Source organism: Lacibacter sp., assembly GCF_057361365.1.
The window spans coordinates 235,173-260,542 of the sequence record NZ_JBMQSG010000015.1; the positions used below are offsets into that span (position 1 = coordinate 235,173).

Here is a 25,370-nt window from a genome sequence, read left to right on the forward strand (position 1 = left end):
ATATGAAAACAGATTTCACTCATACGCTAAATACAGGCAAAACCGCCTTCACCTTTTGTATTCTTTTTTTATTACATGCAGTGGTTAATGCACAGGATACACTGCAGGCAAGAATTATTTTAATTGGCGATGCAGGGCAGCTCACGAATGGTAAGCACCCTGTTGTAAACTCGGTAAAGAAAACAATTCCTTTTAATGAGAAGACGACGATCGTTTACCTCGGCGATAACTTGTACAGAACGGGTTTGCCTGATAATTCAATACCAACTTATGAACAGGCAAAAGCACCGTTAGATTCACAAATTCATATAGCAGGAAAAAGCAAAGCCAAGGTATATTTTGTTCCGGGCAATCACGATTGGGCGGTAGGTAGTTCAAACGGTTATGAATCTATTTTAAGAGAGCAGGCCTATATTGATTTTTTAGGAAATGAAAATGTAAAAATGTATCCACGTGATGGGTGTCCCGGTCCTGTTGAAGCAAAAATTACCGAGGATGTTACATTGGTGATGATGGATACGCAATGGTGGTTACACCTCGGCGAAAAGCCAGGCCTTGAATCGGATTGTGCTGCAAAAACGAAAGATGAAGTATTGATACAGTTAGAAGATATACTTACCAAAAATGCAGGCAAGCTGGTAATCATCGCTTTTCACCACACATTCAGAACTTATAGTCCGCACGGTGGATATTTCACCTGGAGGCAACATATTTTTCCGTTTACTGATATGCGGGACTACTTATACATTCCATTGCCATTAGTTGGTTCTATCTATCCTTTAACAAGAGCGGTATTTGGTGTTGAACAGGATTTAAAAAGTCCTCCTTACCAGGAACTGATCACAGCTGTTGATAATGTTGTAAGAGGGCATCAGAATGTAATCTTTGCTGCTGGTCATGATCATTCAGTTCAAATAATTAAGGACAGTGGCTATAACTATATTACCAGTGGCAGTGGTGCAAAAAATTCAAGGGTATCAAAAGGTAAAAATAGTTTGTTTGCATCGCCTAAAGCAGGTTATGTAGTGTTGGATATTTCAAAGAAGAAAAAAGTTCAGGCCAGTGTTTACATAGTTGATGGTGATTCAACGGCAAGAGAATACTATGATCATATGCTTGACTTTTCAACAGTGCCTGCTTCAGCCGTTGAAAAAAAAGAAGTGGCTTATAAATTCAGGGACAGTGTAGTAGTAGCTGCAAGTGAGAAATATAAACCGAAGACAGGGTTTCAGAAATTTTTTGTTGGAAGTAATTATCAGCAGGAGTGGAGCACGCCCATTGCTATGAGAGATTTCAATATCAGTAAAGAAAGAGGCGGATTTACAATTAAAGGTTTAAGCGGTGGCAAACACTCCAAAACATTACAACTTGCTGATAAGAATGGAAAAGAATGGATACTACGGTCCGTTGATAAAGACGTTGAAAAAGTAGTGCCGCTCCAGTTAAGAAATTCTTTAGCACCTAAAATGTCGCAGGATCTTGTTTCAACAAGTCACCCACATGCGCCATTAGTGGTACCCGGCTTAGCAAAAGCTGTTGGCGTACCTGCAGCAGCACCAGAATTTTTCTATGTGCCAGATGATCCTGCATTGGGATTATACCGGAAAACATTTGCCAACACTGTTGCATTGCTTGAGTTCCGTGATCCCGGAACCGGGGTGGTTGATGCAAAAAGCACAGGTAAAATTATTAATACGATGCTGGAAGATAATGAGCATCATGTCGACCAGGAAAAAGTACTCACTGCACGTTTGCTTGATATGCTTGTTGGTGATTGGGACCGCCATGCCGATCAATGGAGATGGGGAACTTCTGATACGGGTGTTGGTAAATTATATTATCCCATACCAAAAGAAAGAGACCAGGCATTTTCTTACTCGGATGGATTCTTGGTAAAGAAAGCATCGAAAAAACTAGTTCCTTTCTTACAGGGGTTCACTTCAGATATTGAAGACATCAACGGATTTAACTATCAAACAAAAGATTTCGACCGCTTCTTTATCAATAATCTTGATGAAAAAGCATGGCAGCGAATTGTAAAAGATTTTCAGCGCAGGATGACGGATAGTGTAATTGAAAATGCGGTGAAAAAATTCCCTGAACCTATTTATAAATTAGATGCGCAAGTAGTAACGGATAAATTAAAGAGCCGAAGAGATGCACTTTATAATGATGCGCTTACTTATTACAATTTTATTTCAAAAGTGGTAACGGTAACGGGCAGTAATAAGTCAGAATATTTTCATGTAAAGAAACATCCCGAAGGTTTACAGGTTACGGTGTATAAGAAACTGAATACAACAGATTCGGCATCGGTGATGTTTACGAGAGTATTTAATGAAGCGGTTACAAAAGAGATACGTTTATTTGGATTGAATGGCAGTGATAAGTTTGCGATAGATAACGATGTTAATTCAGGCATCTTACTACGCATTATTGGAGGCAAGGGTAATGATACATTTGATCTGAAAGGAAATATTCGCAATAAAGTATATGATCTGTCGCTGGAGAAAAATGCAAGCATCAATCTTGTAAAAAGTAAAACTGAATTTTCAACCAATCCCCGTATTCATGATTACAGCATCACAGGATTTAAGTATAATGAATTTAAGTTCCCTCAACTTGAATTAGGTTATAATACTGAAGATCTGTTTTTAGTTGGAGCAGGTGTTACACTCCGCACACATGGTTTCAGGAAAGAGCCATATGCAACAGAGCAGCGGTTAAGAGCATTGTATGCTCCGGGAAGAGAAGCATTCAGAATTAAATACACAGGCAACTTTACCAAAGCCATTATGAATAGCGATCTGTTGGTTCGAGCTGACCTGGTTTACCCTACCAATAATAATTTTTTCGGATTCGGTAACAAAACTGTTTTTGACAAAAACCTGCCAATTGATTTTTACAGGGTACGGTATAAATATCTTGAAACAGATGTGTTGTTGAAGAAGAAAATGGGCAGTATGATTGAAATAGCTATTGGCCCAACTTATTACCGTTACTGGAGCGATCCAAAGGATAACAGCAAGCGCATCATGAATAATGATTTGCTGATGGGTTCTGATTCCGCTACTACTTACAGCACAAAACAATACCTGGGAGCAAAAGCAAGATTCGATATCAATTATATAAATAACGAATTGTTTCCAACACGTGGTATGACGTGGTACACCGAGTTAAGCCCTATGTATGGAATTGGAAGCAATGCTAAAAACATGGTAAGGTTTACAACCGATGCTACTATTTATGCCAGCTTAACTGATCACGCAACAATGAACGCCATCTTCCGACTTGGTGCAGGTCATATTTTCGGAAAGAACTATGAATACTTCCAGGCATTGAGCCTGGGTGCTCACAATGTTCTCAGGGGCTATCGTAAAAATCGTTTTTCAGGTTCTTCGTTAATGTATGCTAGCACAGAATTAAGAGTAAGGATCATTAAGTCGCAATCGTATGTATTGCCCGGCGACTTTGGCGTGATGGGTTTTTATGATTTAGGAAGAGTATGGCATAAAGGAGAAGAGTCACGCAAATGGCATGGCGCATACGGTGCAGGATTATATTTTATGCCTTATAATTTAACGATGCTTTCATTTACTGTTGGTTTTTCTCCGGAAGACCGATTACTCAATTTCACACTTGGTACAAAATTTAAACTTGTTTATTAATGCTCACAATCAACTCCACCGATCTCTACAAGAAGACCGAACAATATGTTACCGGTCTGTTCCAGGATCACCCACGGCATGAATTGTATTTCCATAACCTGGCGCATACAATTGAGGTGGTCGATCGCACAAAAGAAATTGCCGGTCATTATTTTTTAAGTGAAGCCGATATGCTTGCTGTGTACGTGGCTGCATGGTTCCATGATACAGGCTACCTGTTTGCAGAACCTGAGCAGCATGAAGAAAAAAGCGTGGAGCTGATGGAAGAATTTATGAAAGAAGAAGGCGGCGATGCGCAACTGATTGAAAAGATCAGGAAATGTATTATGGCTACTCGTCCTCCACGTAAAGGAAGCAATTTGCTGTACCAGATCATTTGCGATGCAGATACTTATCATCTTGGAACAAAAAAGTTTGAAGAAACAAATGAATTGGTATGGCAGGAGTACAAAACAAAAGATCCTGATCTTGACGAAAATGAGTGGCGCACTAAAACAATTGACTTTTTAAAAAAACATGAGTTTTATACAAAGTATTGCCAGGACTTACTTGATAAACGTAAAAAAAAGAATATGAAAAAGCTAACTAAAAAAGTAGAGGAAACTGACAAAGCGGAAGCAGAGCTTAGCCTTGCAAAGTTGGATAAAGACAGCTCGGGGTTAACATCAAAAGGTATTCAAACCATGTTACGTCTTACATCAACCAACCATTTTCATTTGAGTGATATGGCCGATAGTAAAGCGCATATTCTTATATCGGTTAATGCCATCATCATATCTGTTATTCTGAGTGTTCTGATAAGAAGATTGCAGGAAACACCTTATCTCACTATTCCAACCATTCTCTTCCTGGTGGTTGCTGTGTCAACAATTGTTATTTCCATTATTGCCACTAGGCCTAAAATAAGCGAGGGTACGTTTACCAGCCAGGATATTTCCGATAAAAAAACGAATCTCCTGTTCTTTGGTAATTTTTACAAAGCGACTTTCGAAGAATACAATGCGGCCATGAGGGAAATGATGAAAGATACCGATTACCTGTATGGTTCACTCATAAAAGACATTTATACGTTAGGAGTTGTGCTTGCAAGAAAATACAAGCTTGTGCGACTTGCCTATAATGTGTTTATGATCGGTATTATTGCCTCGGTGCTGGCTTTTGCGGCAGCTTATTACATGTTTCAGGCATCTTCAGGTAATGCTGTAACACCATCGGCGGTTTCGCCTTTTTAATGTTTACCCTTTATGATACATAACAGAGATATTAGTTGGTTGGGATTTAACTTCAGAGTATTGCAGGAAGCATCTGATAAAAGAGTGCCTTTATACGAACGCATGAAGTTCTTAGCCATTTTTTCCAGTAACCTCGATGAGTTTTTCAGAGTAAGGTACCCTTCCGTTATTGCGTTTTCTAAAATAAAAGAAAAAACAAGAAATAAGGCAAGCGTTGTAATGGCAGAGGATACTGCTGAAAAAATTCAGAATGAAATTAATCGCCACCTCAGGTTTTTTGCCAGCGTACTTACGGAGGAGATCATTCCCGCATTAAAGGAGAATGGAATTATTTTTTATTATAACTCAACGATACAACAGGAACATCAAAAAGAAATCAAAGAAATTTTTCTTTCTGATGTGCTGGCTTTTATCCAGCCTATTTTTTTGGAAGCTGGTTCACAATCTTTTCAACCGGAAAATAATCAACTCTATTTTGTTGTAACATTGAAAGAGCCTGATCATGGTATATTGAAGCAGGCGATCGTAAATATTCCTTCCGATAAAGTAAAACGTTTCTTCACATTAACGCCCTTGGAGGGTGAGGAGTATGTTATTTTCCTTGATGATATTATCAGGGAAAATCTTCATCTTCTTTTTCCAAAGCTTAGCATACTTAGTGTGTACAGTGTAAAGCTTAACAGGGATGCCGAACTTAACCTGCAGGATGAATACAGTGGCAACTTATTGAGTAAAATTGAAAAGCAATTAAAGAAAAGGGATATTGGTTTGCCTTGCCGTTTCGAGTTTGAAAGTGGAATGCCACGTAACCTGCAATTGTTTTTAATGTCGGCTTTTAATGTAAAACACGAAGAGATGTTTATGGATGGAAGGTATCATAACTTAAGTGATCTTTCATCGTTCCCTTCTTTTCAAAAGGAGCTGAATTACAAAAAAATGCCACCTCTTACAGCAGCTAACATCGCCGACACAGGTGATATTTTTCATGTGCTGGAACAGCGTGATCTTTTGCTGCATTTGCCTTATCAATCATACAACCCGGTGTTATCGTTTTTTAACCAGGCGGCGGTTGATGCCGATGTAACAGATATTTATATCACCTTATACAGGCTGGCTTCCGATTCGCATATTGGTAATGCATTGATCAGTGCTGCAAAGAATGGAAAAAATGTAGTGGTGTTTATTGAATTAAAAGCCCGTTTCGATGAAGCAAATAATATTCAGTGGAGTCGTATGATGGAAGCAGCAGGTATAAAATTAGTTTACAGCTTACCTCAAATAAAAGTGCATTCAAAAACTGCATTGGTAAAGAAAAAAGTGGATGGGCATGAATTGTCTTACGCTATTCTCAGCACCGGAAATTTTAATGAGGAAACAGCCCGCTTCTATACCGATCATGTGTTGATGACTTCTGACACTGCTATAATTAAGGAATTGGTAATGCTGTTCAAATTTTTAGAGAAAGGCCGCACAGAAATTGGTGATTCAACCAGGTTGAAGTTTACGGAACTATTGGTATCGCAATTTAATTTGGTAGGAGAGCTGGAGAAGCGCATTGGTATTGAAATAAGAAAAGCGAAGAAAGGATTGCCTGCTCACATCCGCATAAAAGTAAACAACCTTGAAGAGCCGGGTATGATTAAATTATTATACAAAGCGAGCAAAGCGGGAGTGAAGGTTGATCTGATCGTACGAAGTGTTTGCTGTGTTGCGCCGGGTATTAAAGACATTAGTGAAAATATCACCGTGCGTCGAATTGTCGACCGGTTTCTTGAACATACACGCATCTTTATTTTTGGCGCCGGCGATGATGCAATGGTGTACATCGGATCGGCCGATCTGATGACAAGAAACCTGTACCACCGGGTGGAAGTTTGTGCACCATTGAAAGAAACGGAGTGCCGCAAAGAAATTCTTGACTATTTTACTATCCAGTGGCAGGATAACGACAAGGCTGTAGAGTTTTTACCCGATCAACAAAGTATAGAAGTTGCAGGTGAAAATGGCACTCATGTGAATGCGCAGCAAAGTATTTATCAATACCTGCAAAATGCTTCATGAAAATTTCGGCATCATCTTATTCCTGGTTTACCGGTTTCGTAAAATATAAGCTGCGTACCGTTCTCTACATTGCGCTTGCATGGACGCTGATCGATAGTATTGTTGTTCTTCTGAAGCCCGGCGAATCAACATTTCGTTATTTCCAGGTGAGAGAAACAACTGTTTTTATTATCAGTTGTTTTACTGCTTACCTGTTTGTGTTTGCATTGCGGTACTGGTTTCGCAAACAACCACCCTTTATCAACTTCGTTTTTAAAAGTATCATTCTTATACTGGCGGCCTTTCTTGTTAACTTCCTGGTGCATTTTTTTGTGAATGTTCTTTTTCACGGCAGGGAAGTGGCAGAAACAACAAGGCTGTGGATAAATGAAAGTTTACAAACCAAACTGCTGGTTCGAAGGATAATGTATTGGTTTGTGTTGCTGCTGAGCACAAAATTATTTGTAGAGATCAATGAAAAATATTCGCCCGGTGTGTTTCTTGATATCATCCGTGGGAAGTATATGCAGCCCAAGATTGAAAAACGCATCATTATGTTTATGGATCTGAAAGATTCAACGCCAATTGCTGAAAAACTGGGTCATGTTGAAAACTTCAAATTCATTCGTGATTTTATTTATGATGTGTCCATGGCAATTATTGAACACGATGGAAGAATTTACCAGTATGTGGGCGACGAAATTGTGGTATCGTGGCTGTTTACGAAACGCAATGCAAAGAAAAGTATAAAGGCTATTATCGATGCACGAAAGAACCTGCACAACCATGGTACGCATTTTCGCAACAGTTATGATATCGTTCCTGAGTTCAGGGTTGGTTTGCATGTGGGAGAAGTAACGGTTGGGCAAATCGGCGTCATTAAAAAAGACCTTGCCATGAGCGGCGATACCATGAATACCACTGCACGTATACGAAATGCATGCAATGAACTGAATCAGAAATTTTTGATGTCGAAAACCTTTATGGACAACAGCGGATTGAAGGAGTGGCAAGGTGAGAGCATGGGAGTAATTGATCTTAAAGGTAAATCTGACCCGGTGGAATTATTCTCCATTAAGATTTAATTGCCAGCGCATGTAATGCGCCGTAATGAACATATGAAAATCAAGAGGTATGAAAAAGAATGAAACAGCAGAAGCAAAAGAAATACCCAGCACGGTAGCCCTGATAACAGCGGAAGTTATTTTTTTGGTTGTTGCCAGCCTGTTAGCTATCAGCGCCCTTGTTGTACTCATCAGGCGTATTTTCATTGTCAGAACAATGGAGTTCGATGAAAATGCCTTTGCTGCTTTTGGAACGCTGGTAACAGATACCAACACGCAAATCGCTTTGTTTATTACATTTTTCGGATCTTATGTTTTTATGGTTACTGCGTGGCTATCATTGCTTGGCTATCTTTTATTTGTTAGAAAAAGCAAGAGGCGTTTTGTCAACACACTTATTATTGCACTGAGCAATTTCGGTTTAATGGTAGGGTTAAAATTTTTCTTTAATCGCCCCCGTCCCTTAATTCCTTTGTTGCATGAAATTCCCGGTTTGAGTTTCCCAAGTGGTCATGCATTTATGGGAACAATATTTTATGGCGTATTGATCAGCAGAGTTTATCGTGATGTAAAAGTTGTCTGGAAAAAATGGTTGTTGATTTTTATCCTTTTATGTTTTATTATTCTTGTTGGTTTAAGTCGTGTGTACTTGCGTGTGCATTACCTAAGTGATGTGCTGGCAGGTTTTTCGTTTGGTACACTTTCGCTTATCATCTTTCTCTTCTTAATTAAACGTCTGGAGAAATACAATGCGGCGAAGATGGAGGTGTTGAAAAAGTGATGGGTTTATTTTCTATGCATTATGTGCTTTGACTTGCAGGAAATCTATATCAACTGTAGTTAGCAATTTTGATCAGCTTGTTTACATCCAACACAATAATTTTTCTGCCTTTCGTTTCAAGAATAGCATCTTCTTTAAATTCGGATAGTAGGCGAATGACATTTTCTCTTGCTGTGCCAACGAGATTGGCCAGGTCATCCCGTCCCATATTAATTTCTACCGGCATGCCCGGCTTAAAGTTTACTTTATATTTTTCACGCAATACAATTAGCTGCAATGCCAATCTTTCTCTTACCGATTTCTGTGCAAATAAAGTAAGGCTGTTGGCCAATACTTCAAACTCATGGCTTAAGGTTTTAAGCAGGCGACGGTTTAATAATTCAGAACGGTGTAATGCATTCAGAAAATCTTCTTTTGGTACAAATGCAATTCTGCTGGCTTCCAATGCTGCAGCAGAATCAGGATAACGGCTTTCGGCAAGTATGGCATGATAGCCCAATAATTCACCGGTGTTGGCAACATAAATAATGTGTTCTCTGCCATCTTTATCGAGTTTGTATTTTTTTACTTTGCCTTCAACAATATAAAAGATGCCCGAGGGTGAAGCTCCTTCCCAAAAAATAATTTCCCCCTTTTTATATTCCTTTTCCTTTTTATTGGCGGTGAGTAATGCAAATTCTTCGGCGGGTAAATCGGCAAGTACAGACTCACTTTTAAAGTCCCATTTGTCAATTGAAAAAATGCCTTTAATACTCATTGGCTGCAAAAATACCGGTTTTAAAAACTGATAAAACTTACTTTTTAAGCTGCAAAGGTTTACCACTACCGGTAGTAAGGTAAAATAACTTTGCAATATGCAAATAGAAAGTATTCCTGCCAGGGATCTTTATTATACAGCTGATCATGAGTGGATCGACTTCCAGGGCAAGGTTGCATACGTGGGCGTGTGCAGGTTTAAACTCACAGGTTTTAGAGAAGTACAGCAAATTATCATGAACGATCCATTAGGCTTTAAAGTGAAAGGCGATGTAATTGCAACTATCCGTTACAATGATTACCTGGTTGATGCACATATGCCGGTAGATGGAAAAGTAATACAGGTGAATGATCATTTGCTCACTGGAAATTATTCAATGCTTGCAGAACAACCCGAGCACAATGGCTGGATAGCGTTGATCATTCCTGCCGAACCGAAAGAACGAACGGATTTGATATCGCCTCAGCAATATCAAATGAGTAAATCCTACAGGAGATAAATTATTACAGGCAACTCAAGTATAAACACATGTTACTAACAGAAACAAAATCAGATTCACCAGGTTGGCAATGTTCCGATGCTGATCTCGATCGCATGTATCCGCCTGCAATCCAGGAATTAGCACGGCAGCATTTTACAAATGTGATCGTGGCCAATCGTGCTGCTGAATTTTTATCTGCGGAGCCCGGTATGCGCATTCTGGATATTGGCAGCGGGGCCGGTAAGTTTTGTTTAGCGGCAGCGATTTATCAACCCTCGGCATTTTATTATGGTATTGAACAGCGCAAAAACCTTGTGGCTATTGCCGATGCCGTGCAACAAAAAGTAGGTGTTACCAACGTAAAATTTATGTGCGGAAATTTTACACAACTCGATTTTAGCAAATACGATCATTTTTATTTCTACAATTCTTTTTACGAAAATCTTACCGGTACGAGTAAGATTGATAACAGCATCGATTATTCTTCAGAACTATACTATTACTATAATCGCTATTTGTATAAACAACTCGAACAAAAACCGGAGGGCACAAGACTGGCAACTTATCACAGCCTTGAAGACGAGATACCGCCTTGTTATCATGTTGTGCAAACAGACATGAATGAGCTGTTGAAATTCTGGATCAAAATTTAATTCGAAAAAAAGATAAACATGCCCCACACATTTGATGCACATATTACGAACCTTGTAAACGATATTCTTTGGGCTTCTTCGCAGGATGAAATAAAAGAGCTGATGGCGGCAACCATTACTGTTATTGAGCAGAAAGAAACCGATCAGCTGAAGCGTATTGCTGTTGCGGAACGATTAAAAGAAGAACTGAATTTATTTAACCCGTTCAACAAAGATGCGCAACAGTGGAGCAACATTACGTTGGCAAAAATTCTGCTCAATCGTTATCTCAATGAACAAAGTATTGTTGTAACCGAAGAATAAAAACGCCCCATGTTCCGTCCCAAATTACTCGATACACTTCAACAATACAGCAGGCAAAAGTTTGTAAAAGACCTGTTGGCCGGATTGATTGTGGGAATCGTTGCATTGCCGCTTGCCATTGCCTTTGCTATTGCAAGTGGTGTATCGCCGGAGAAAGGATTATATACGGCTGTTATTGCCGGTTTTATTATTTCCGCATTGGGCGGGAGTCGTGTGCAAATTGGCGGGCCTACTGGTGCATTCATCGTTATTGTGTATGGCATTGTGCAAGCCTATGGTGTGAATGGATTGATCATTGCCACATTTATGGCCGGCGTTATGCTGATCGTAATGGGCTTTGCCCGTCTCGGCGCCGTTATCAAATTTATTCCGCATTCGCTCATCATTGGTTTCACCAGTGGAATTGCAGTGCTCATCTTATCTTCTCAGCTAAAAGATTTTTTCGGTTTACAAATGGGAGCGGTACCTGCAGATTTTTTGGAAAAATGGAAAACCTACCTGCAACACGCATCATCGGTAAATTATTATTCGCTTGCAGTTGCGGCGGTAACCGTTGGTATCATTTTTTTATGGCCGAAAATTTCTCACAAAATTCCGGGTTCATTAATTGCGATTCTACTCAGTGCTATCATTGTGCAGGTGTTTCACCTGCCGGTTGAAACCATCGGAAGCAGGTTTGGAGCAATTTCTTCGGCCTTACCCTCACCTGTACTGCCTGCATTGGATATGACTACGATAAAAAGTTTGATACAACCTGCGTTTACTATAGCATTGCTGGGAGGTATTGAATCGCTTTTGTCAGCTGTTGTTGCCGATGGTATGATAGGTGGTAATCATAAATCAAATACAGAATTGATTGCGCAGGGAACGGCTAATATTTTTTCATCGTTATTTGCTGGTATACCTGCAACAGGTGCTATTGCCCGTACTGTAACGAATGTAAAAAATGGTGGCCGAACGCCGGTGGCAGGTATTATACATGCATTGGTATTGTTGCTCATTATGTTGTTTGCCGGCAAATGGGCGGCATTAATTCCTATGCCAACACTGGCTGGTATATTGGTGGTAGTAGCGTATAATATGAGTGAGTGGGAAAGTTTTGTAGCAGTGTTGAAAGGCCCACGAAGTGATATTGCAGTAATGCTCACAACTTTTTTTCTAACCGTAATCATCGACCTTACTGTAGCCATTGAAATAGGTATGGTGTTAGCTGCATTTTTATTTATGCGGAAGATGATACAATTTAGCGATGTAAAGATGCTCACCAATGAAATAGATGATAAGAATAGGAAAGCCGATGACGATGCCATCGGCAATTACAGCATTCCTGAGAATATAGAAGTATTTGAAATTACTGGTCCTTTATTTTTTGGCGCAGCGTATAAATTTAAAGACGCTATTAAGTTTATTGAACGAACTCCAAAAGTGTTGGTCATTCGCATGCGGCATGTGCCTATCATTGATGCAACCGGCATAAAAACTATTGAAGAAGTATATAAAGAGTCGAAGCACCGTGGCACAAAACTTATTTTAAGTGAAGTGCACAGCAATCGTGTAAGAGATGAATTAAGAAAAACACGTTTGTTGTTTGCCATTGGCAAAGCCAATGTTACTCATACGTTTGCGGAGGCGTTGGAAAGAAGTAAAACGGTTATAAACGAAATGTGAGTATGCTTTTGAAAATAATTTAATTCAAGTTGCTAATGAACCGATACCCCACGCCGGCTTCCGTCAATAAATAAACAGGCTTGTTAGGATCGTCCTCTATCTTCTTTCTTATTTGTGCAATGAATACTCGCAGGTATTGCGATTGATTGATATAACCCGGTCCCCAAATTGCTCTTAATAAATATTGATGCGTAAGTACTTTGCCTTCGTTACGGATAAGTAAAGACAGCAAATTATATTCTGTTGCTGTGAGTTTCAGCAGCTGGTCTTTTTTCCAAACAGATCTTGTTGTGAGATCAAATTTTAAATCGCCAAATGCCAAGCTGGTATCTCCCTCGTCGGTATTGATACTTCGAAGTGCAGAACGGATACGTGCCAGTAGTTCCCCTGTGCGAAATGGCTTCGACAGATAATCATTTGCACCATTATCCAGTGCTTTAATTATATCCGATTCATTTTTTTGAACAGAAAGAATAATGATGGGCTTGGTGTACCACTGCCGGAGTTTTTGTAAAACATTGTGGCCGCTGTCGTCAGGCAAACCAAGATCAAGTAATATCAATTCAGGCGGGTGGTTTTCCGACATGATCAATCCTTCTTTTGCAGATGCTGCGGTTTTAGAAAGATAACCATTGCTCTGTAATGTAATGTCCAGCAACTTCCGCATTTGTGGCTCATCATCGATAATTAATATTTCGGACTTGTTCATTCTTTAATGGTTTCAAACCTGTTTGATTTAACCGGAAATGATACAGTAAATTTTGCGCCTCCCAGTATCGACTTTTCTAATTCAACATTCCCTTCAAGTGCTTCTGTAAAACCTTTTACAATAGAAAGTCCAAGGCCTGATCCTGTCGTTTTACTTTTACTGTCCCTTGAAAATTTATTCAGGATGTCTTTTGCTTCTGTATCAATAAAGGTATGGCCACTGTCTTCGATGATGATCTGTAAAATATCGGCATGGCAAACAGCTGATATTGTAATACTGCAATTCGCTGCAGTGTGAATGGCCGCATTATTTAAAAGATTGTATAGTATTTGTTCCAACATGCCTTTGTCAATGCTGCAAAAAGGCAAGCCCGGTTTGATGCTCACTTTCACTTTACGGTTCTTGTTATTTTCTTCCACCGACTGCACAACCAGGTAAATTAATTCTTCTATGTCGCACCAATCGTATTTGGGTTGTATATGCCCCGATTCAAGACGGGAAATGTTAAGCAGGTTTTCTACTTGCTGGTTTAAGCGAAAGGCAGCTTTTGAAATTTCGGTAATAAGCTGTTCACGATTTTCCGTAGAAAGATAATTGTTTGATTGTAAATTATCTGTTGCGCCAATGATGGCAGCAATAGGTGTTCTTAACTCATGTGAGAGTGAATTAAGAATAGTGTTGTAAAGTTTAACGCTATTGGCTTTTTCTTCTTTTAAACGGGCATCTTTTTCAATCTGCCGGATTTTATATGTGAGCACTGCATTAATTAAGGCAATCACAAAATACATCGCAAGGAGAATGCTGTCTTCCGTTGTATCAACATGTATAGTGAACCGTGGTGGTATAAAAAAGAAATCCCAGATTAATGCACTTAATGCAGCTGAAAATAATACAGGCAACACATCAAATATCATGGCCAGTAGCGACACGGTAACAAGTAATACCAATGCGGCCACACGATAACCCATAAAATCGGAGAACAAAAAACAGATCGCTGCCACGATAGCGATCACTGCAATACTTAACAGGTATTGTTTTGATTTTGACACTGTATTGAAGATCAGCTTATTCATTTAGAAGTTCAAATATAGCATGCAGCTGTGTTGAATGAAGATAATATGCATAGGAACAGTGTAAAGATTTTATAAGGATTTTGGCAGGTTTTCCTATCCGCTGATTGCCCGTACTAATTTTGGTTTTCAAAATTAAATGATAAATGTCATCGCATAACAGGGTAAGTGTCGCTGGGTTATTAATTGCATTGGGAATTATTTTTGGCGATATAGGAACGTCACCACTTTATGTTTTAAATGCTATTACAAGTGGCAAAACCATTTCAGAAGAATTGATCATTGGTTCACTCTCACTCATCATCTGGACGCTTACCCTTCAAACAACAGTAAAGTATGTTATTCTTACATTACGTGCCGATAACAAAGGGGAGGGTGGTATCTTTTCTTTGTTTGCACTTGTGCGACGAAGAAAAAAATGGTTGGTATTACCTGCAATGGTGGGTGGTGCTGCGTTACTCGCCGATGGTATGATAACACCACCCATTTCCGTTACATCCGCTATTGAAGGTTTAAAGCAAATACCAGCTTTTCATAATATTGATCAATGGACAGTGATCATTATCGTCATTAGTATTTTATCTCTGCTTTTCTTTTTGCAACAGTTTGGATCAGCCTTCATCGGTCGCTCCTTCGGGCCAGTTATGACGGTTTGGTTTGTGATGCTTGCTGCTCTTGGGGTTTCACAATTGTTGCAAGACCTGTCGATCCTAAAAGCATTCAATCCCTATTATGGTATCAAATTATTGATGGCCTATCCCAAAGGATTCTACATTTTAGGCGGTGTGTTTTTATGTACAACAGGTGCGGAAGCATTGTATTCGGACCTGGGGCACTGTGGCAAATGGAATATTCGCTACTCATGGATATTTGTAAAAACCTGTCTTATTCTGAATTACCTGGGCCAGGGTGCATGGTTGCTATTAAATCATAAAGGGGAAATCATTAGCGCTTCCTTGATCGAAGATGGCTTTAATCCTTTTTACGGTATCATGCCGCATTGGTTTATTTACTTCGGTATTTCCATTGCAACAGCTGCAACTATAATTGCCAGCCAGGCACTTATTTCCGGATCATTTACGCTGGTGAGTGAAGCAATGCGGCTTAACCTTTTCCCGAAATTTAAAGTGAATTACCCCACAGAGGCAAAGGGTCAACTATATATACCTGCTGTAAACCTGTTATTGTTTACAGGTTGTATTGGCATTGTATTATATTTTAAGAAAGCATCGAATATGGAAGCTGCATATGGTTTGGCCATTACGGTTACGATGATTGCCACATCCATCCTGTTTGCAAATTATCTTGTTACAAGACGTATAAAGTCGGGATTTATATATTTATACCTGTCGGTTTATTTCGCCATTGAATTCAGTTTCTTTTATGCCAATCTTGAGAAGTTTCCGCATGGTGGTTATGTTACGTTATTAGTAGGCGGCCTGTTATTCTTTGTAATGTATGATTGGTTTAAAGCCAGGAAGATCAAGAATCGTTATGTCGAATTTGTACGTCTTGATCATTACCTACAAAAATTACAGGAACTGAGTAACGATCCTACAGTACCTAAACATGCAACGCATCTTATTTATCTTACAAGCGCAGATAACCCCAAAGAGATTGAACATAAGATCATTTATTCCATCATGAACCGCAAGCCGAAGCGGGCTGATATTTACTGGTTCATTCATGTTGAAACTGTTGATGATCCTTATACAACGGAGTATAGTGTTATCCATATTATTCCCAATGATATTATCAGGATCGACTTTCGCTTAGGCTTCAGAGTGCAAACGAGAATTGATAGTATGTTTCGTAAAGTGGTGAAGGATCTGGTAAACAATCGTGAAGTGAATGTAACAAGCAGGTATAGTAGTCTTGAGAAAAATCATATTGCCGGCGATTTCCAATTCATCGTTATGGAAAAATATTTAAGTCAGGATAATGAACTTCCTTTCCTGGAGAGGATATTCATGAAGTTTCATTTCTGGTTAAAGGAAATTTCATTGTCGGAAGAAAGAGGTTTTGGATTGGACGCCAGCAATGTGACAGTTGAAAAATTTCCGCTCATTGTTGCACCTGTCACCAACCTTCGGTTAAAGCGTGTAGAGGAGTATGAAGGATAAAAAAGAACATATTGTTTCTATTCTGATTATTGCTGCAGCGTGGTTGATATCTATTACACTATTAGTTTTGGTATGCATGAAAATATTGTACTTACATACATAACCTTTATTAAATGAAAAACAAGGAGGCTGCTATTAACGCAGCCTCTTTGTTTATTAACTGCTCGCTTAATTCCATCCGCCTCCCAATGCTTTGTAAATATTTACTTTGGCGTCGAATTGTTTTAGTTTGATCTCGATCAGTTCAATTTTTGAATCCAATGCTTCACGTTGCGTTAACAGCACTTCAATATAATCGGCCCTTGCGGAGCGAAAGAGATTATTTGAAATGGAAACTGACTGTGTGAGTATATCAACTTCCTTGGCTTTCGTTTCATAGCTTTTGGTGAAGTTGTCCATTCTTGACAATTGATTCACCACTTCAATATGCGCATTCAGAATTGATCGTTCGTAATTATAAACGGCCTGTACCTGTTTTTCATTTGCATTGAAGTAAGTTGCTTTAATCGCATTCTTATTGATCAACGGAGCAACAAGATCGCCGGCCAGGTTATAAAGGATCGATTCGGGCCTGATCAGATACACGGGATTGAAAGCCTGTAAACCAACACCCGCCGTAAGACTAAAGGACGGATAGAAATTCGCTCTTGCTACCTGTACATCTAATTTCGCTGCAGCAAGTTCTAACTCTGCCTGTCGTATATCTGCACGATGGGATAGTAGTTGAGATGGAATACCTGCATAGATGGGATCGGGCACAAGGTTATTGAACGCTGCTGAATTACGCACAACCGGCTGCGGAAAACGTCCTGCCAAAAAATTGATCTTGTTTTCAGTTTCAACAATCTGCTGTTGAATTTCGTACTGCAGGTTTTTTGTGTTGAGCAATTGCGCTTCAAAACGGTTAACAGCTAACTGCATAACCTTGGCTGCATCTTTCTCCAGTTTCACAATTTGCAGGGCATTGCTTTGCAATTCAATATTCTGTTGCACGATTGATAGCAAATTGTCAAGCGCCATCAATTCATAATAGGAGCTGGCAATTTCTGCAATGATATTTGTGATCATGAAGTTTTTGCCTTCGATGGTAGAAAGGTATTTCATGACTGCCGATTTTTTTGCAGTACGTAATTTCTTCCACACATCAAGCTCCCAGGTAAAGAAAGTGCCCACCATAAAATCACCAACATAGCTGTGGCCTTTGTCAGGACTTGTTTTCCAGTCTTCTTCTGAAAAACCATCCCATGTATATTTACCTGCCCTGTCAACTGCCGCACCGCCTTTTAAATGCAGGAACGGCAGGTATTCTCCCTTTCTTGCCATGATCTCATTCTTGCTCATTTCAATTTCACGCAACACAATATTCAACTCCTGGTTGTTGATAAGTGCTGTGTCAATGAGTGCAATAAGATGGGCATCAGTAAAATATTGTTTCCATTTTATTGCTGCTGAATTGATCGTGTCCTGCGAGTTAGTATAAGCGTCAGGTGTAAATTTATTTTCCTGTTTACTGCTAACAGCGGGTGCTTTACAGGCACCAAGCCATACTATGCAGGTAACAAGTGCAATGTATTTAGCTGTTATCTTCATTTTCATTTGTGTTTGTATTTCTGATTCGTTTAATTAATTTTTTGATCTTATTCGTGAGGGCTGCATCAGAACGGCTTTCAACAAAATCTTCACTCAACGGATTTTCATCTTCATCCCTGATGAGATGTTTGCCTTCAGATAGTTTGCCGAATATGAAATAGAGTCCCGGTACAATGATGACACCGAACACCGTTCCGAACAACATACCTCCCAATGCAGAAGCGCCAATGGTATGATTACCCACAGCACCCGGGCCTGTTGCAAGTACCAACGGAATTAGACCTGCAATAAATGCAAACGATGTCATGAGGATTGGACGGAAACGTGCTTTTGCACCTTCTATAGCCGCTTGCAGAACAGTGGTTCCTTTGTTATGTTTCTGCACAGCAAATTCAACAATCAACACCGCATTCTTTCCAAGCAAGCCCACCAGCATAATGAGCCCCACCTGTGCATATACATCATTTGCTAAGCCCATGCTTTTTAATAAAAGGAATGAACCAAATATACCCGGCGGAAGAGAAAGCAATACAGCGAAAGGCAATAGAAAACTTTCATATTGTGCCGCAAGAATTAAATACACAAAGAAGAGTACCACGAGGAATAGATACAGTGCTTCATTTCCTCGTCTTGCTTCGTCGTATGAAAGACCTTCCCATGCAATATCATAACCACGTGGTAATTTTTGCGCCGCTACTTCTTTAATAGCATTGATTGCATCGCCTGAAGAATATCCTTTAGCAGGAATACCATTGATGAGCGATGAAATGTATAAGTTGTAACGTGCAATTTCATTGGGTCCTTGCGTCTTTGTTATTTTCATGAAGGCAGAGTAGGGAACCATTTCGCCATGATCATTTTTAATAAACATGTTGAGAATGTCGGATGGTTGTTTCCTGAACTCAGGCCCCGCCTGTGTATAAACTTTATAATAGTTATTAAAACGAATAAAACCCTGCTCGTAGGTACTACCGATCATGATGTTGAGGTTTTCCATTGCATCGCCAACAGAAACTCCTTTCTGCATTGCAAGTTCATTATCCACTGTAATTTCATATTGCGGATACTTAGCTGAGTAGAAAGAAAACAAACCGGTGAGTTCTTTTCTTTTTTTCAACTCAACTAAGAATTCTGCATTCACCCTGTCAAATTCCTGGTAGTCCACATCACTGCCTTTATCTAACAAACGAAGGGAGAAACCATCCGATGTGCCATAACCCGGCACAGCAGGTGGTTCGAAGTATTCAATGTTTGCAGGAAGATCTTTCGATTCTTTCTCCAACTCCTCAATTACTTCTTTTACCGATTGTTTACGTTCCGACCAATCTTTTAAATTGATCAAACAAGTACCGGCATTTGATCCACGACCTTCCGTAAGAATTTCATAACCTGCCAATGACGTAACAGATGAAACACCTTCGATCTTTCTTGCAATCTCCTGCAGTTTTCTTGAAATTTCATTTGTACGTTCAAGTGTAGTGCCTGGAGGAGTTTGAATGATGGCATAAATCTGTCCCTGGTCTTCACTCGGGATAAAACCAGCGGGCAATACTTTGTTGATGCCCATAATGCCAAATGCAAATGCAATTAAAATTCCGAACGTGAGCACCCTTCGGTTTACAATAAGTGTCAGGAATTTTGTGTATTTACCGGTAACACGTTCAAAGCTCCGGTTAAACCAATCGATAAACATGCTGATGGGTGTTTTACGTTTTGGTTTACCATGCGTATTCTTTAATAAGATGGCGCATAACACAGGCGTAAGCGTAAGTGCCACAAAACCGGAAATAAAAATTGCGCTTGCCATAGTGAGTGAAAACTGGCGGTAGAGTACACCAACAGGCCCGCTCATAAATGCAACGGGAACAAACACCGAAATCATCACCAATGTAATGGCAATGATGGCACCGCTGATTTCTCCTACTACTTTTTTAACGGCAGCAAAAGGGGAGAGGTTATCTTCTTCCATTTTTACATGCACGGCTTCCACCACCACAATGGCATCATCCACCACCACGCCAATTGCAAGTACCAACGCAAACAACGTAATGAGGTTGATGCTTAGTCCAAAAAATTTCATGAGTGTAAATGCACCAATGAGCGATACCGGTACTGCAAGAATGGGAATGAAGGTGGAGCGCCAGTCGCCAAGAAAAATAAACACCACAATGGCAACAAGAATAAATGCTTCCACCAATGTGTGGATCACTTTTTCAATGGATGCATCCACAAATTTTGATACATCATAGTTGATCTCGTAATCAATACCCGGAGGAAAATCTTTTTTCAATTCCTCCAGTTTTGCTTTTACTTCATCAATTACAATACTGGCATTACTCCCGGGATTTTGTTTCAGTACAAGTGAAGCTGAAGGATGTCCGTCTTTGTTTGAATAAATATCTACAAACTCACTACCTACTTCCACTTCAGCAATATCTTTTAATTTCAGTATCTCACCATTAGCATTTGCCTTAATAACAATGTCCTGGTATTGCTCAGGTTTATTGTACCAGCCTTTGTAAGTGAATACATATTCCTGCGACTGTGCAGTTTTACCGGAGCTAAGACCGACACGACCCGGTCTTGCCAATACACTTTGTTCATCAATGGCTTTCAATACTTCATCAGCTGAAATACTATACGCTCTCATACGCTCAGGATTCAACCACACACGTATGGCAAACGAACGACTACCAATTGCCTGTGCAAAGCCCATCCCTTTTATACGTTGCAGCTCGGGCAAGATGTAGGTGTTGGCATAGTTGAATAAAAACTTTTCATCAACATTTTTTTCTTTGCTGTACAGGTTTAAGTACATCAACATACTTGGCTGTAAAGGAGAAATGATGACACCTTCACGTTGCACAAGCGGAGGTAAGTTGGTCATTACCTGGTCCACTCTTGATTTCACTCTTACTGCTGCAAGAGTTGGATCGGTACCGGGTTCAAAAATTACTTCAATGCTTGCTTCACTTGCACTGGTGGCATCACTTAAAATATATTGCATGCCCTGCACACCATTGATAGCCCGCTCAAGAATGGTGAGTGTTGATTTTACCAATACATCGGCATTAGAGCCGGGAAACTCAATAAAAATATTTACCCTCGGTGGTGCTATCTCCGGGAATTGTGCAACCGGTGAGGTTTTAATTGCCAGCAGCCCTGTGAAAACAATCACGACAGATAGGGCAATAGCAAGAACCGGCCTTTTAATAAACTTATTAAACATGGTTGTATTATTTTATGGTTCCTGCGCTATTCGGCATGTATGTTATTTAACTCGGCCAGTTCTTTTGCAAAAGGCACAAACTCGTAAGTGATTTTCTCGTTGTTCTTCACTTTGCCTAAACCTTCTGCAAGAATTTTATCTTTTGCACTAAGCCCCGATGCAACGATGTACAAGTGCGGCAATTCCTGTGCAATGCTGATTTGTGTTGCTTTCAACACATTGTTTTCATCAACGATGTACACAAACTTTTTATCCAACACATCGAAGGTTGCCTTTTGTGGAATGAGGATGGCGTTTTTTAAGTTAACGGGCATCATAATATTGCCAGTTTCGCCATGACGAAGAATTCCTTTTGAATTTGGGAATGTTGCCCTGAAAGCAATGTTGCCGGTTTCATTATTAAAATCGGCTTCTATTGTTTCCACAACACCGGGCACATCAAACAACTCTTTGTTGGCCATTTGCAGTTGCACCATTTGTGCTTCTTTCGATTTTGCTTTTCTTACATAGTCTAAATATTCAGCTTCGGGTACATTAAAGTAAACCCACATGCGGCTGTTATCAGATAGTGTTGTAAGCAATTCGCCTTCTTCTATCAGGCTTCCCAATCTTTTATAGAAGCGATCCATGATGCCATCGAAGGGCGCACGTATTTCAGTAAAACTTAAATGTGCCTGTGCTAATGCCAGCTCAGCTTTTGCTTTATCGAGTTTGGCTTTGGCCAATGCCAGTTCGTTAGGAGATACTACATTGTTATCGGTGAGACTCTTTGTGTTTTTGTATTCAATTTCAGCAAACTCCAGTTCAGCTTTTGCTTTTGCTACTTCGGCCTGGTAAATAAGCGGCATGATCTTGAACATCAATTGCCCTTTCTTTACAAACTGCCCTTCATCAACATATATCTTTTCGAGATAACCTCTTTCCTGTGATCTTAATTCAATATGACTTGATGATTGAACCTGTCCCACATATTCTTTGTAAACGACAGTGTCCATTTCAATTGGACTTGTTACTAAAAATTTTGTTTCTGCTTCTTTCTCATGCTCTTTGTGTTTGCAGGAAGAAAAAATAAATACGGTTGCCGCAATGACGGGAATAAACATCCTCTTCATTAAATTTCAATTTAGAATTGGTGAATAAAAACAAGCACCCGGTAAGCATAGTCGGGAATGCTTCAATACGATGATGGCTATATGGATCGATCCATATACTGCAAACGTTAAACTGTTACGACAGGATTATGCGAGGTAACCTTTCCAGGAATGATGTAGAATAAAAAGGGGAACAGAAGAGCGCTTGTTGGCGGAAGATGCCAGTTGAAGATAGCGGCTCTTTAAAAAATTAGCAGGGTCACATTCAGTTGATGAGTGTCTGCTTACGAAATAATCGCCGCAAACATCGCTGCTGTTTTTTCGTTCGTTGTCATCTTCTTCCTCAAACACCTCCATTTCATATGGCAAAATGTTGGCGTCGAAGGGTAGATGATAAGAAAGCTGTGTGCTGTTAAATAAGTGTTGTGAATGAAGAACGGGGCTGTTTTCTTTATTGCTGTTTTCGGCAAGCTGTGTGTAAGCGAATGCGGAAAACTGTTGTAAAGAGAACGCAAATGTAAAAAGCAGAAGAAGGCAGTAGTTGAAAACAACCTTCAGTGATGAATAAAGTTTGTGGGTAGCTTTTATGTACGTGCTTTTTCTCTGCATTGAGGGTGCGAAAGTACAAACAGATTGCTAAATGCGAAAGAAGTGGAGAAAATTAACAGGTTAACGTGTGTTAGGAGACGGAGAATTTTCTGCAATTCAATCCAAACTCTTGCTTGGTTGGGGTTGTACAAAGTATAACTTATCGTTTTGTAAGTTATTGCCTCTTTAATTGTTCAAGAAAAGAACCGGCATTCATTACTTCCCAGTCTTCAATTATTTTGCCCTCTTTTATCTGGTGCAAAAGCATAATGGGTGCACCGGCTTTCCTGTTTGTTGCCGGTATGCCTGCAAATTCATCACGGTGTGTGCCTTGTCCACTTAAGAGAACTGATACATAATCGCCTTCTGCAACTACATTGATGGGGGTTAATTTCCAATCGGGAAAAGCTTTTAGCGACATTCTATATCCTTTCTCAAAACCATTCCATGAGGTAACCCCAAATCCTGTGTCCTTAACAAAATGATGTTCAAAATTTTCATCAACTAAAGTCTTTGCTAAAGCCCAATTAGTATCGTTCAATGCCTGGTATAGTTTCAACACTAAGGCTTTATTGTTTTGAAGCTGTTGATTGGTTGTGTCTGTTGATAAACTATTTGCATCATTGTTTTGTTTTGAATTTGCATTTTTACATGCTGTAAACAACATGCAGGAAGCAAACACAAAATATAGTTGTCCATATTTAATTCTCACGGTAGTTGTTTTTTAGAAAAAGTTGAAGTTTATACTGCAACAGTGCAACTTATTGTCTATTTGCTAGGCGGATATTCTTGTTTTCTTCTGTTTAATGTATAACTGAAATTTTCGTTTCCTACAAGTAAATGACCATCAGAGTCGATAAAAAACAAAATATTGTCGTCGCCTTTCAACAGGTTGAGAGGACGGGTCCATTTATCGGAATACAACTGGTACACAATGCGGCCTTTACTTTTTGTTACTATTTTCCACGAACCTTTTGCCATAGTTTCTTTTCGATATCCCATGCCGCCCATCAGGAAGTAAGAAGGCTTGCCCGTTGCAGTGTCAGTATAAAAAAGAAAATACCATTTCATTTTATTGCAAGCCGGGCTTTTATTCAACCCAAGAAGGGCGGGCAGGTCACTACAGGGCGTTCTTCCTTCGAAAACCAACGGACTCTGAGTGTGGGTTGAGATAGCCGGGATGTTGAACTGATCTGCTTTAACAGGATTTATATTATTTAAAGCACAACTGTATCCACCGTTTCCGATAAGCAACTGATTATTGTCATCAAGGAAATGCAACACGTTCGTATTCACTTCGAGCATAGAAACACTTTTGCTTTTATTTTTTAAAATATAAACATTTCGTGATTTGCTCAACTGCCCGGTAAACGCAATGCTTTCTTCATTTGAAAACCCTGGCGTTCCTGGTTTTGCAAGTCCATACCGGCACATAATTTTATAAGTGCCAGCATTCAACTCTATGCGCCAACGGATGAAGTCTATTGAATCGGTTAAAGAAATTTGAAGAAACTCCCTTGTTACATCATGCGCCGGTGTACTGCCAACATAGGTTTGCGCTGTTGCGTGGCCAACGAAACACAAGAACGTCGAAATCATCAAGGAAAAATAAAGTTTCATATCTTTTGCTCACAATGTAAATAGTACTTTAAATGTTTCCTTTCATATTACACCTGTTGCTATCTTTTCTTGACCAACCGATTGCTACAGCAAAAAGAAAAGGCCGATGTTCCGGCCTTGGTTTTGGCAAATACTTTTGTTGCCAAATATTTATTTAAAATATCTTCTTAATGTCCAGGCCATTTTTTCATGACCTACCATCAGGTTGGTCAAAAAATCGGATGTTCCTTTGTCTGAATATTTTTCATCCGTATCGTCAACTGCCTGTCTTAAATTTTTGATGATGGTTTCATGATCACCGAGCAATTCTTTGATCATATCAAGATTATTGCTGGGGTTTTTTCCCGGGCTTTCTTTCAAAGAAGAATGTTTTGCAAATTCAGAAGTTGTACCAATAGCGTCGCCACCTAGTTGACTGATTCTTTCAGCAATTTCGTCAATCGCTTCCTGCACCTGCTCATAATGACTTTCAAACAACTTGTGCAACTCCATAAAATTGTCGCCCTTCACGTTCCAATGAAATTTGCGGAGTTTAAAATAAATCAAATGAGAGTCGGCCAGGCAGTTCGTTAAAACGGTGCAAATCGATTTTAAATTTTTGTCTGAAATTCCAATGTTTGGTTTCATGTGTTTTATTTAAAGATTAGATACTAAAGTTAGGTTTATTTAGTTCGGGTATGGCTGCATGTTGCTGGCAACACAC

The 25,370-nt window shown here is 39.5% G+C and carries 20 protein-coding genes; 10 read left to right on the forward strand and 10 right to left on the reverse strand.

All coding sequences use genetic code 11. The annotated features are described in order from the left end of the window. The first annotated feature begins 2 nt into the window (after positions 1 to 2). Genes ACO1QW_RS14800 through ACO1QW_RS14820 form a run of 5 tightly spaced genes read left to right on the forward strand, consistent with a single transcriptional unit; the run spans position 3 to position 8,785 of the window. Entirely contained in the window at positions 3 to 3,668 is a 3,666-nt protein-coding gene (locus tag ACO1QW_RS14800; protein ID WP_486259813.1) for a BamA/TamA family outer membrane protein, read from the forward strand. Then, a complete protein-coding gene (locus ACO1QW_RS14805) occupies positions 3,668 to 4,900 on the forward strand; it encodes a Pycsar system effector family protein (RefSeq protein ID WP_486259815.1) in 1,233 nt (410 codons plus the stop codon). The genes ACO1QW_RS14800 and ACO1QW_RS14805 overlap by 1 nt, the downstream gene beginning before the upstream one ends. A 12-nt stretch (positions 4,901 to 4,912) precedes the next feature. Further along, on the forward strand, positions 4,913 to 6,961 hold the full coding sequence (gene ppk1 / locus ACO1QW_RS14810; protein ID WP_486259817.1) for a polyphosphate kinase 1: 2,049 nt from the start codon (positions 4,913 to 4,915) through the stop codon (positions 6,959 to 6,961). After that, complete coding sequence (locus ACO1QW_RS14815) at positions 6,958 to 8,025, forward strand: adenylate/guanylate cyclase domain-containing protein (protein ID WP_486259819.1); 1,068 nt, start codon at positions 6,958 to 6,960, stop codon at positions 8,023 to 8,025. Before ppk1 ends, ACO1QW_RS14815 begins: the two co-directional genes overlap by 4 nt. 49 nt (positions 8,026 to 8,074) lie before the next feature. Then, positions 8,075 to 8,785, forward strand: coding sequence for a phosphatase PAP2 family protein (locus ACO1QW_RS14820; RefSeq protein ID WP_486259821.1), 711 nt, complete (start codon positions 8,075 to 8,077; stop codon positions 8,783 to 8,785). Between the two features lie 49 nt (positions 8,786 to 8,834). On the opposite strand, the gene ACO1QW_RS14825 is transcribed toward ACO1QW_RS14820, so the two are convergent. Next, positions 8,835 to 9,542, reverse strand: coding sequence for a Crp/Fnr family transcriptional regulator (locus ACO1QW_RS14825; protein WP_486259877.1), 708 nt, complete (start codon positions 9,540 to 9,542; stop codon positions 8,835 to 8,837). A gap of 97 nt (positions 9,543 to 9,639) precedes the next feature. Here ACO1QW_RS14825 and ACO1QW_RS14830 point away from each other — a divergent pair, with 97 nt between their 5' ends. The 4 genes from ACO1QW_RS14830 to ACO1QW_RS14845 are packed head-to-tail and all read left to right on the forward strand — an operon-like array spanning position 9,640 to position 12,647. Next, positions 9,640 to 10,041, forward strand: a complete 402-nt coding sequence (locus ACO1QW_RS14830; RefSeq protein WP_486259823.1) for a glycine cleavage system protein H — start codon at positions 9,640 to 9,642, stop codon at positions 10,039 to 10,041. Between the two features lie 29 nt (positions 10,042 to 10,070). Next, positions 10,071 to 10,676 (forward strand): methyltransferase domain-containing protein, encoded by a 606-nt coding sequence (locus ACO1QW_RS14835; protein WP_486259825.1) that lies wholly within the window; start codon positions 10,071 to 10,073, stop codon positions 10,674 to 10,676. Positions 10,677 to 10,694: 18 nt separating this feature from the next. After that, positions 10,695 to 10,979: a hypothetical protein gene (locus ACO1QW_RS14840; RefSeq protein WP_486259827.1), complete on the forward strand. Its 285-nt coding sequence runs from the start codon at positions 10,695 to 10,697 to the stop codon at positions 10,977 to 10,979. A gap of 9 nt (positions 10,980 to 10,988) precedes the next feature. Then, the gene (locus ACO1QW_RS14845; protein ID WP_486259829.1) at positions 10,989 to 12,647 is read left to right on the forward strand and encodes a SulP family inorganic anion transporter; all 1,659 of its coding nucleotides are present in this window, start codon (positions 10,989 to 10,991) and stop codon (positions 12,645 to 12,647) included. Between the two features lie 19 nt (positions 12,648 to 12,666). On the opposite strand, the gene ACO1QW_RS14850 is transcribed toward ACO1QW_RS14845, so the two are convergent. Together ACO1QW_RS14850 and ACO1QW_RS14855 are read right to left on the reverse strand one after the other, a co-directional pair. Then, the gene (locus ACO1QW_RS14850; RefSeq protein ID WP_486259831.1) at positions 12,667 to 13,356 is read right to left on the reverse strand and encodes a response regulator; all 690 of its coding nucleotides are present in this window, start codon (positions 13,354 to 13,356) and stop codon (positions 12,667 to 12,669) included. After that, positions 13,353 to 14,429 carry a sensor histidine kinase gene (locus tag ACO1QW_RS14855; RefSeq protein WP_486259833.1) on the reverse strand — a complete coding sequence of 359 codons (1,077 nt, stop codon included), beginning with the start codon at positions 14,427 to 14,429 and terminating at the stop codon, positions 13,353 to 13,355. Before ACO1QW_RS14855 ends, ACO1QW_RS14850 begins: the two co-directional genes overlap by 4 nt. Positions 14,430 to 14,572: 143 nt before the next feature. Between ACO1QW_RS14855 and ACO1QW_RS14860 the strand changes: the two genes are divergently transcribed. Further along, a complete protein-coding gene (locus tag ACO1QW_RS14860) occupies positions 14,573 to 16,549 on the forward strand; it encodes a KUP/HAK/KT family potassium transporter (RefSeq protein WP_486259835.1) in 1,977 nt (658 codons plus the stop codon). Between the two features lie 168 nt (positions 16,550 to 16,717). Here ACO1QW_RS14860 and ACO1QW_RS14865 read toward each other — a convergent pair whose 3' ends face one another. From ACO1QW_RS14865 to ACO1QW_RS14895, 7 genes are all read right to left on the reverse strand, one after another. Next, the gene (locus ACO1QW_RS14865; protein ID WP_486259837.1) at positions 16,718 to 18,139 is read right to left on the reverse strand and encodes a TolC family protein; all 1,422 of its coding nucleotides are present in this window, start codon (positions 18,137 to 18,139) and stop codon (positions 16,718 to 16,720) included. Next, positions 18,123 to 21,368 (reverse strand): efflux RND transporter permease subunit, encoded by a 3,246-nt coding sequence (locus ACO1QW_RS14870; protein WP_486259839.1) that lies wholly within the window; start codon positions 21,366 to 21,368, stop codon positions 18,123 to 18,125. Before ACO1QW_RS14870 ends, ACO1QW_RS14865 begins: the two co-directional genes overlap by 17 nt. 26 nt (positions 21,369 to 21,394) lie before the next feature. Further along, positions 21,395 to 22,480: an efflux RND transporter periplasmic adaptor subunit gene (locus ACO1QW_RS14875; protein ID WP_486259841.1), complete on the reverse strand. Its 1,086-nt coding sequence runs from the start codon at positions 22,478 to 22,480 to the stop codon at positions 21,395 to 21,397. A gap of 126 nt (positions 22,481 to 22,606) precedes the next feature. Beyond that, positions 22,607 to 22,816, reverse strand: coding sequence for a hypothetical protein (locus ACO1QW_RS14880; RefSeq protein WP_486259842.1), 210 nt, complete (start codon positions 22,814 to 22,816; stop codon positions 22,607 to 22,609). A 406-nt stretch (positions 22,817 to 23,222) separates the two neighbouring features. Further along, positions 23,223 to 23,759: an ester cyclase gene (locus ACO1QW_RS14885; RefSeq protein ID WP_486259843.1), complete on the reverse strand. Its 537-nt coding sequence runs from the start codon at positions 23,757 to 23,759 to the stop codon at positions 23,223 to 23,225. A gap of 56 nt (positions 23,760 to 23,815) precedes the next feature. Continuing rightward, on the reverse strand, positions 23,816 to 24,646 hold the full coding sequence (locus ACO1QW_RS14890; protein ID WP_486259845.1) for a hypothetical protein: 831 nt from the start codon (positions 24,644 to 24,646) through the stop codon (positions 23,816 to 23,818). Between the two features lie 171 nt (positions 24,647 to 24,817). Then, positions 24,818 to 25,294 carry a Dps family protein gene (locus ACO1QW_RS14895; RefSeq protein ID WP_486259847.1) on the reverse strand — a complete coding sequence of 159 codons (477 nt, stop codon included), beginning with the start codon at positions 25,292 to 25,294 and terminating at the stop codon, positions 24,818 to 24,820. Positions 25,295 to 25,370: the final 76 nt, after the last annotated feature.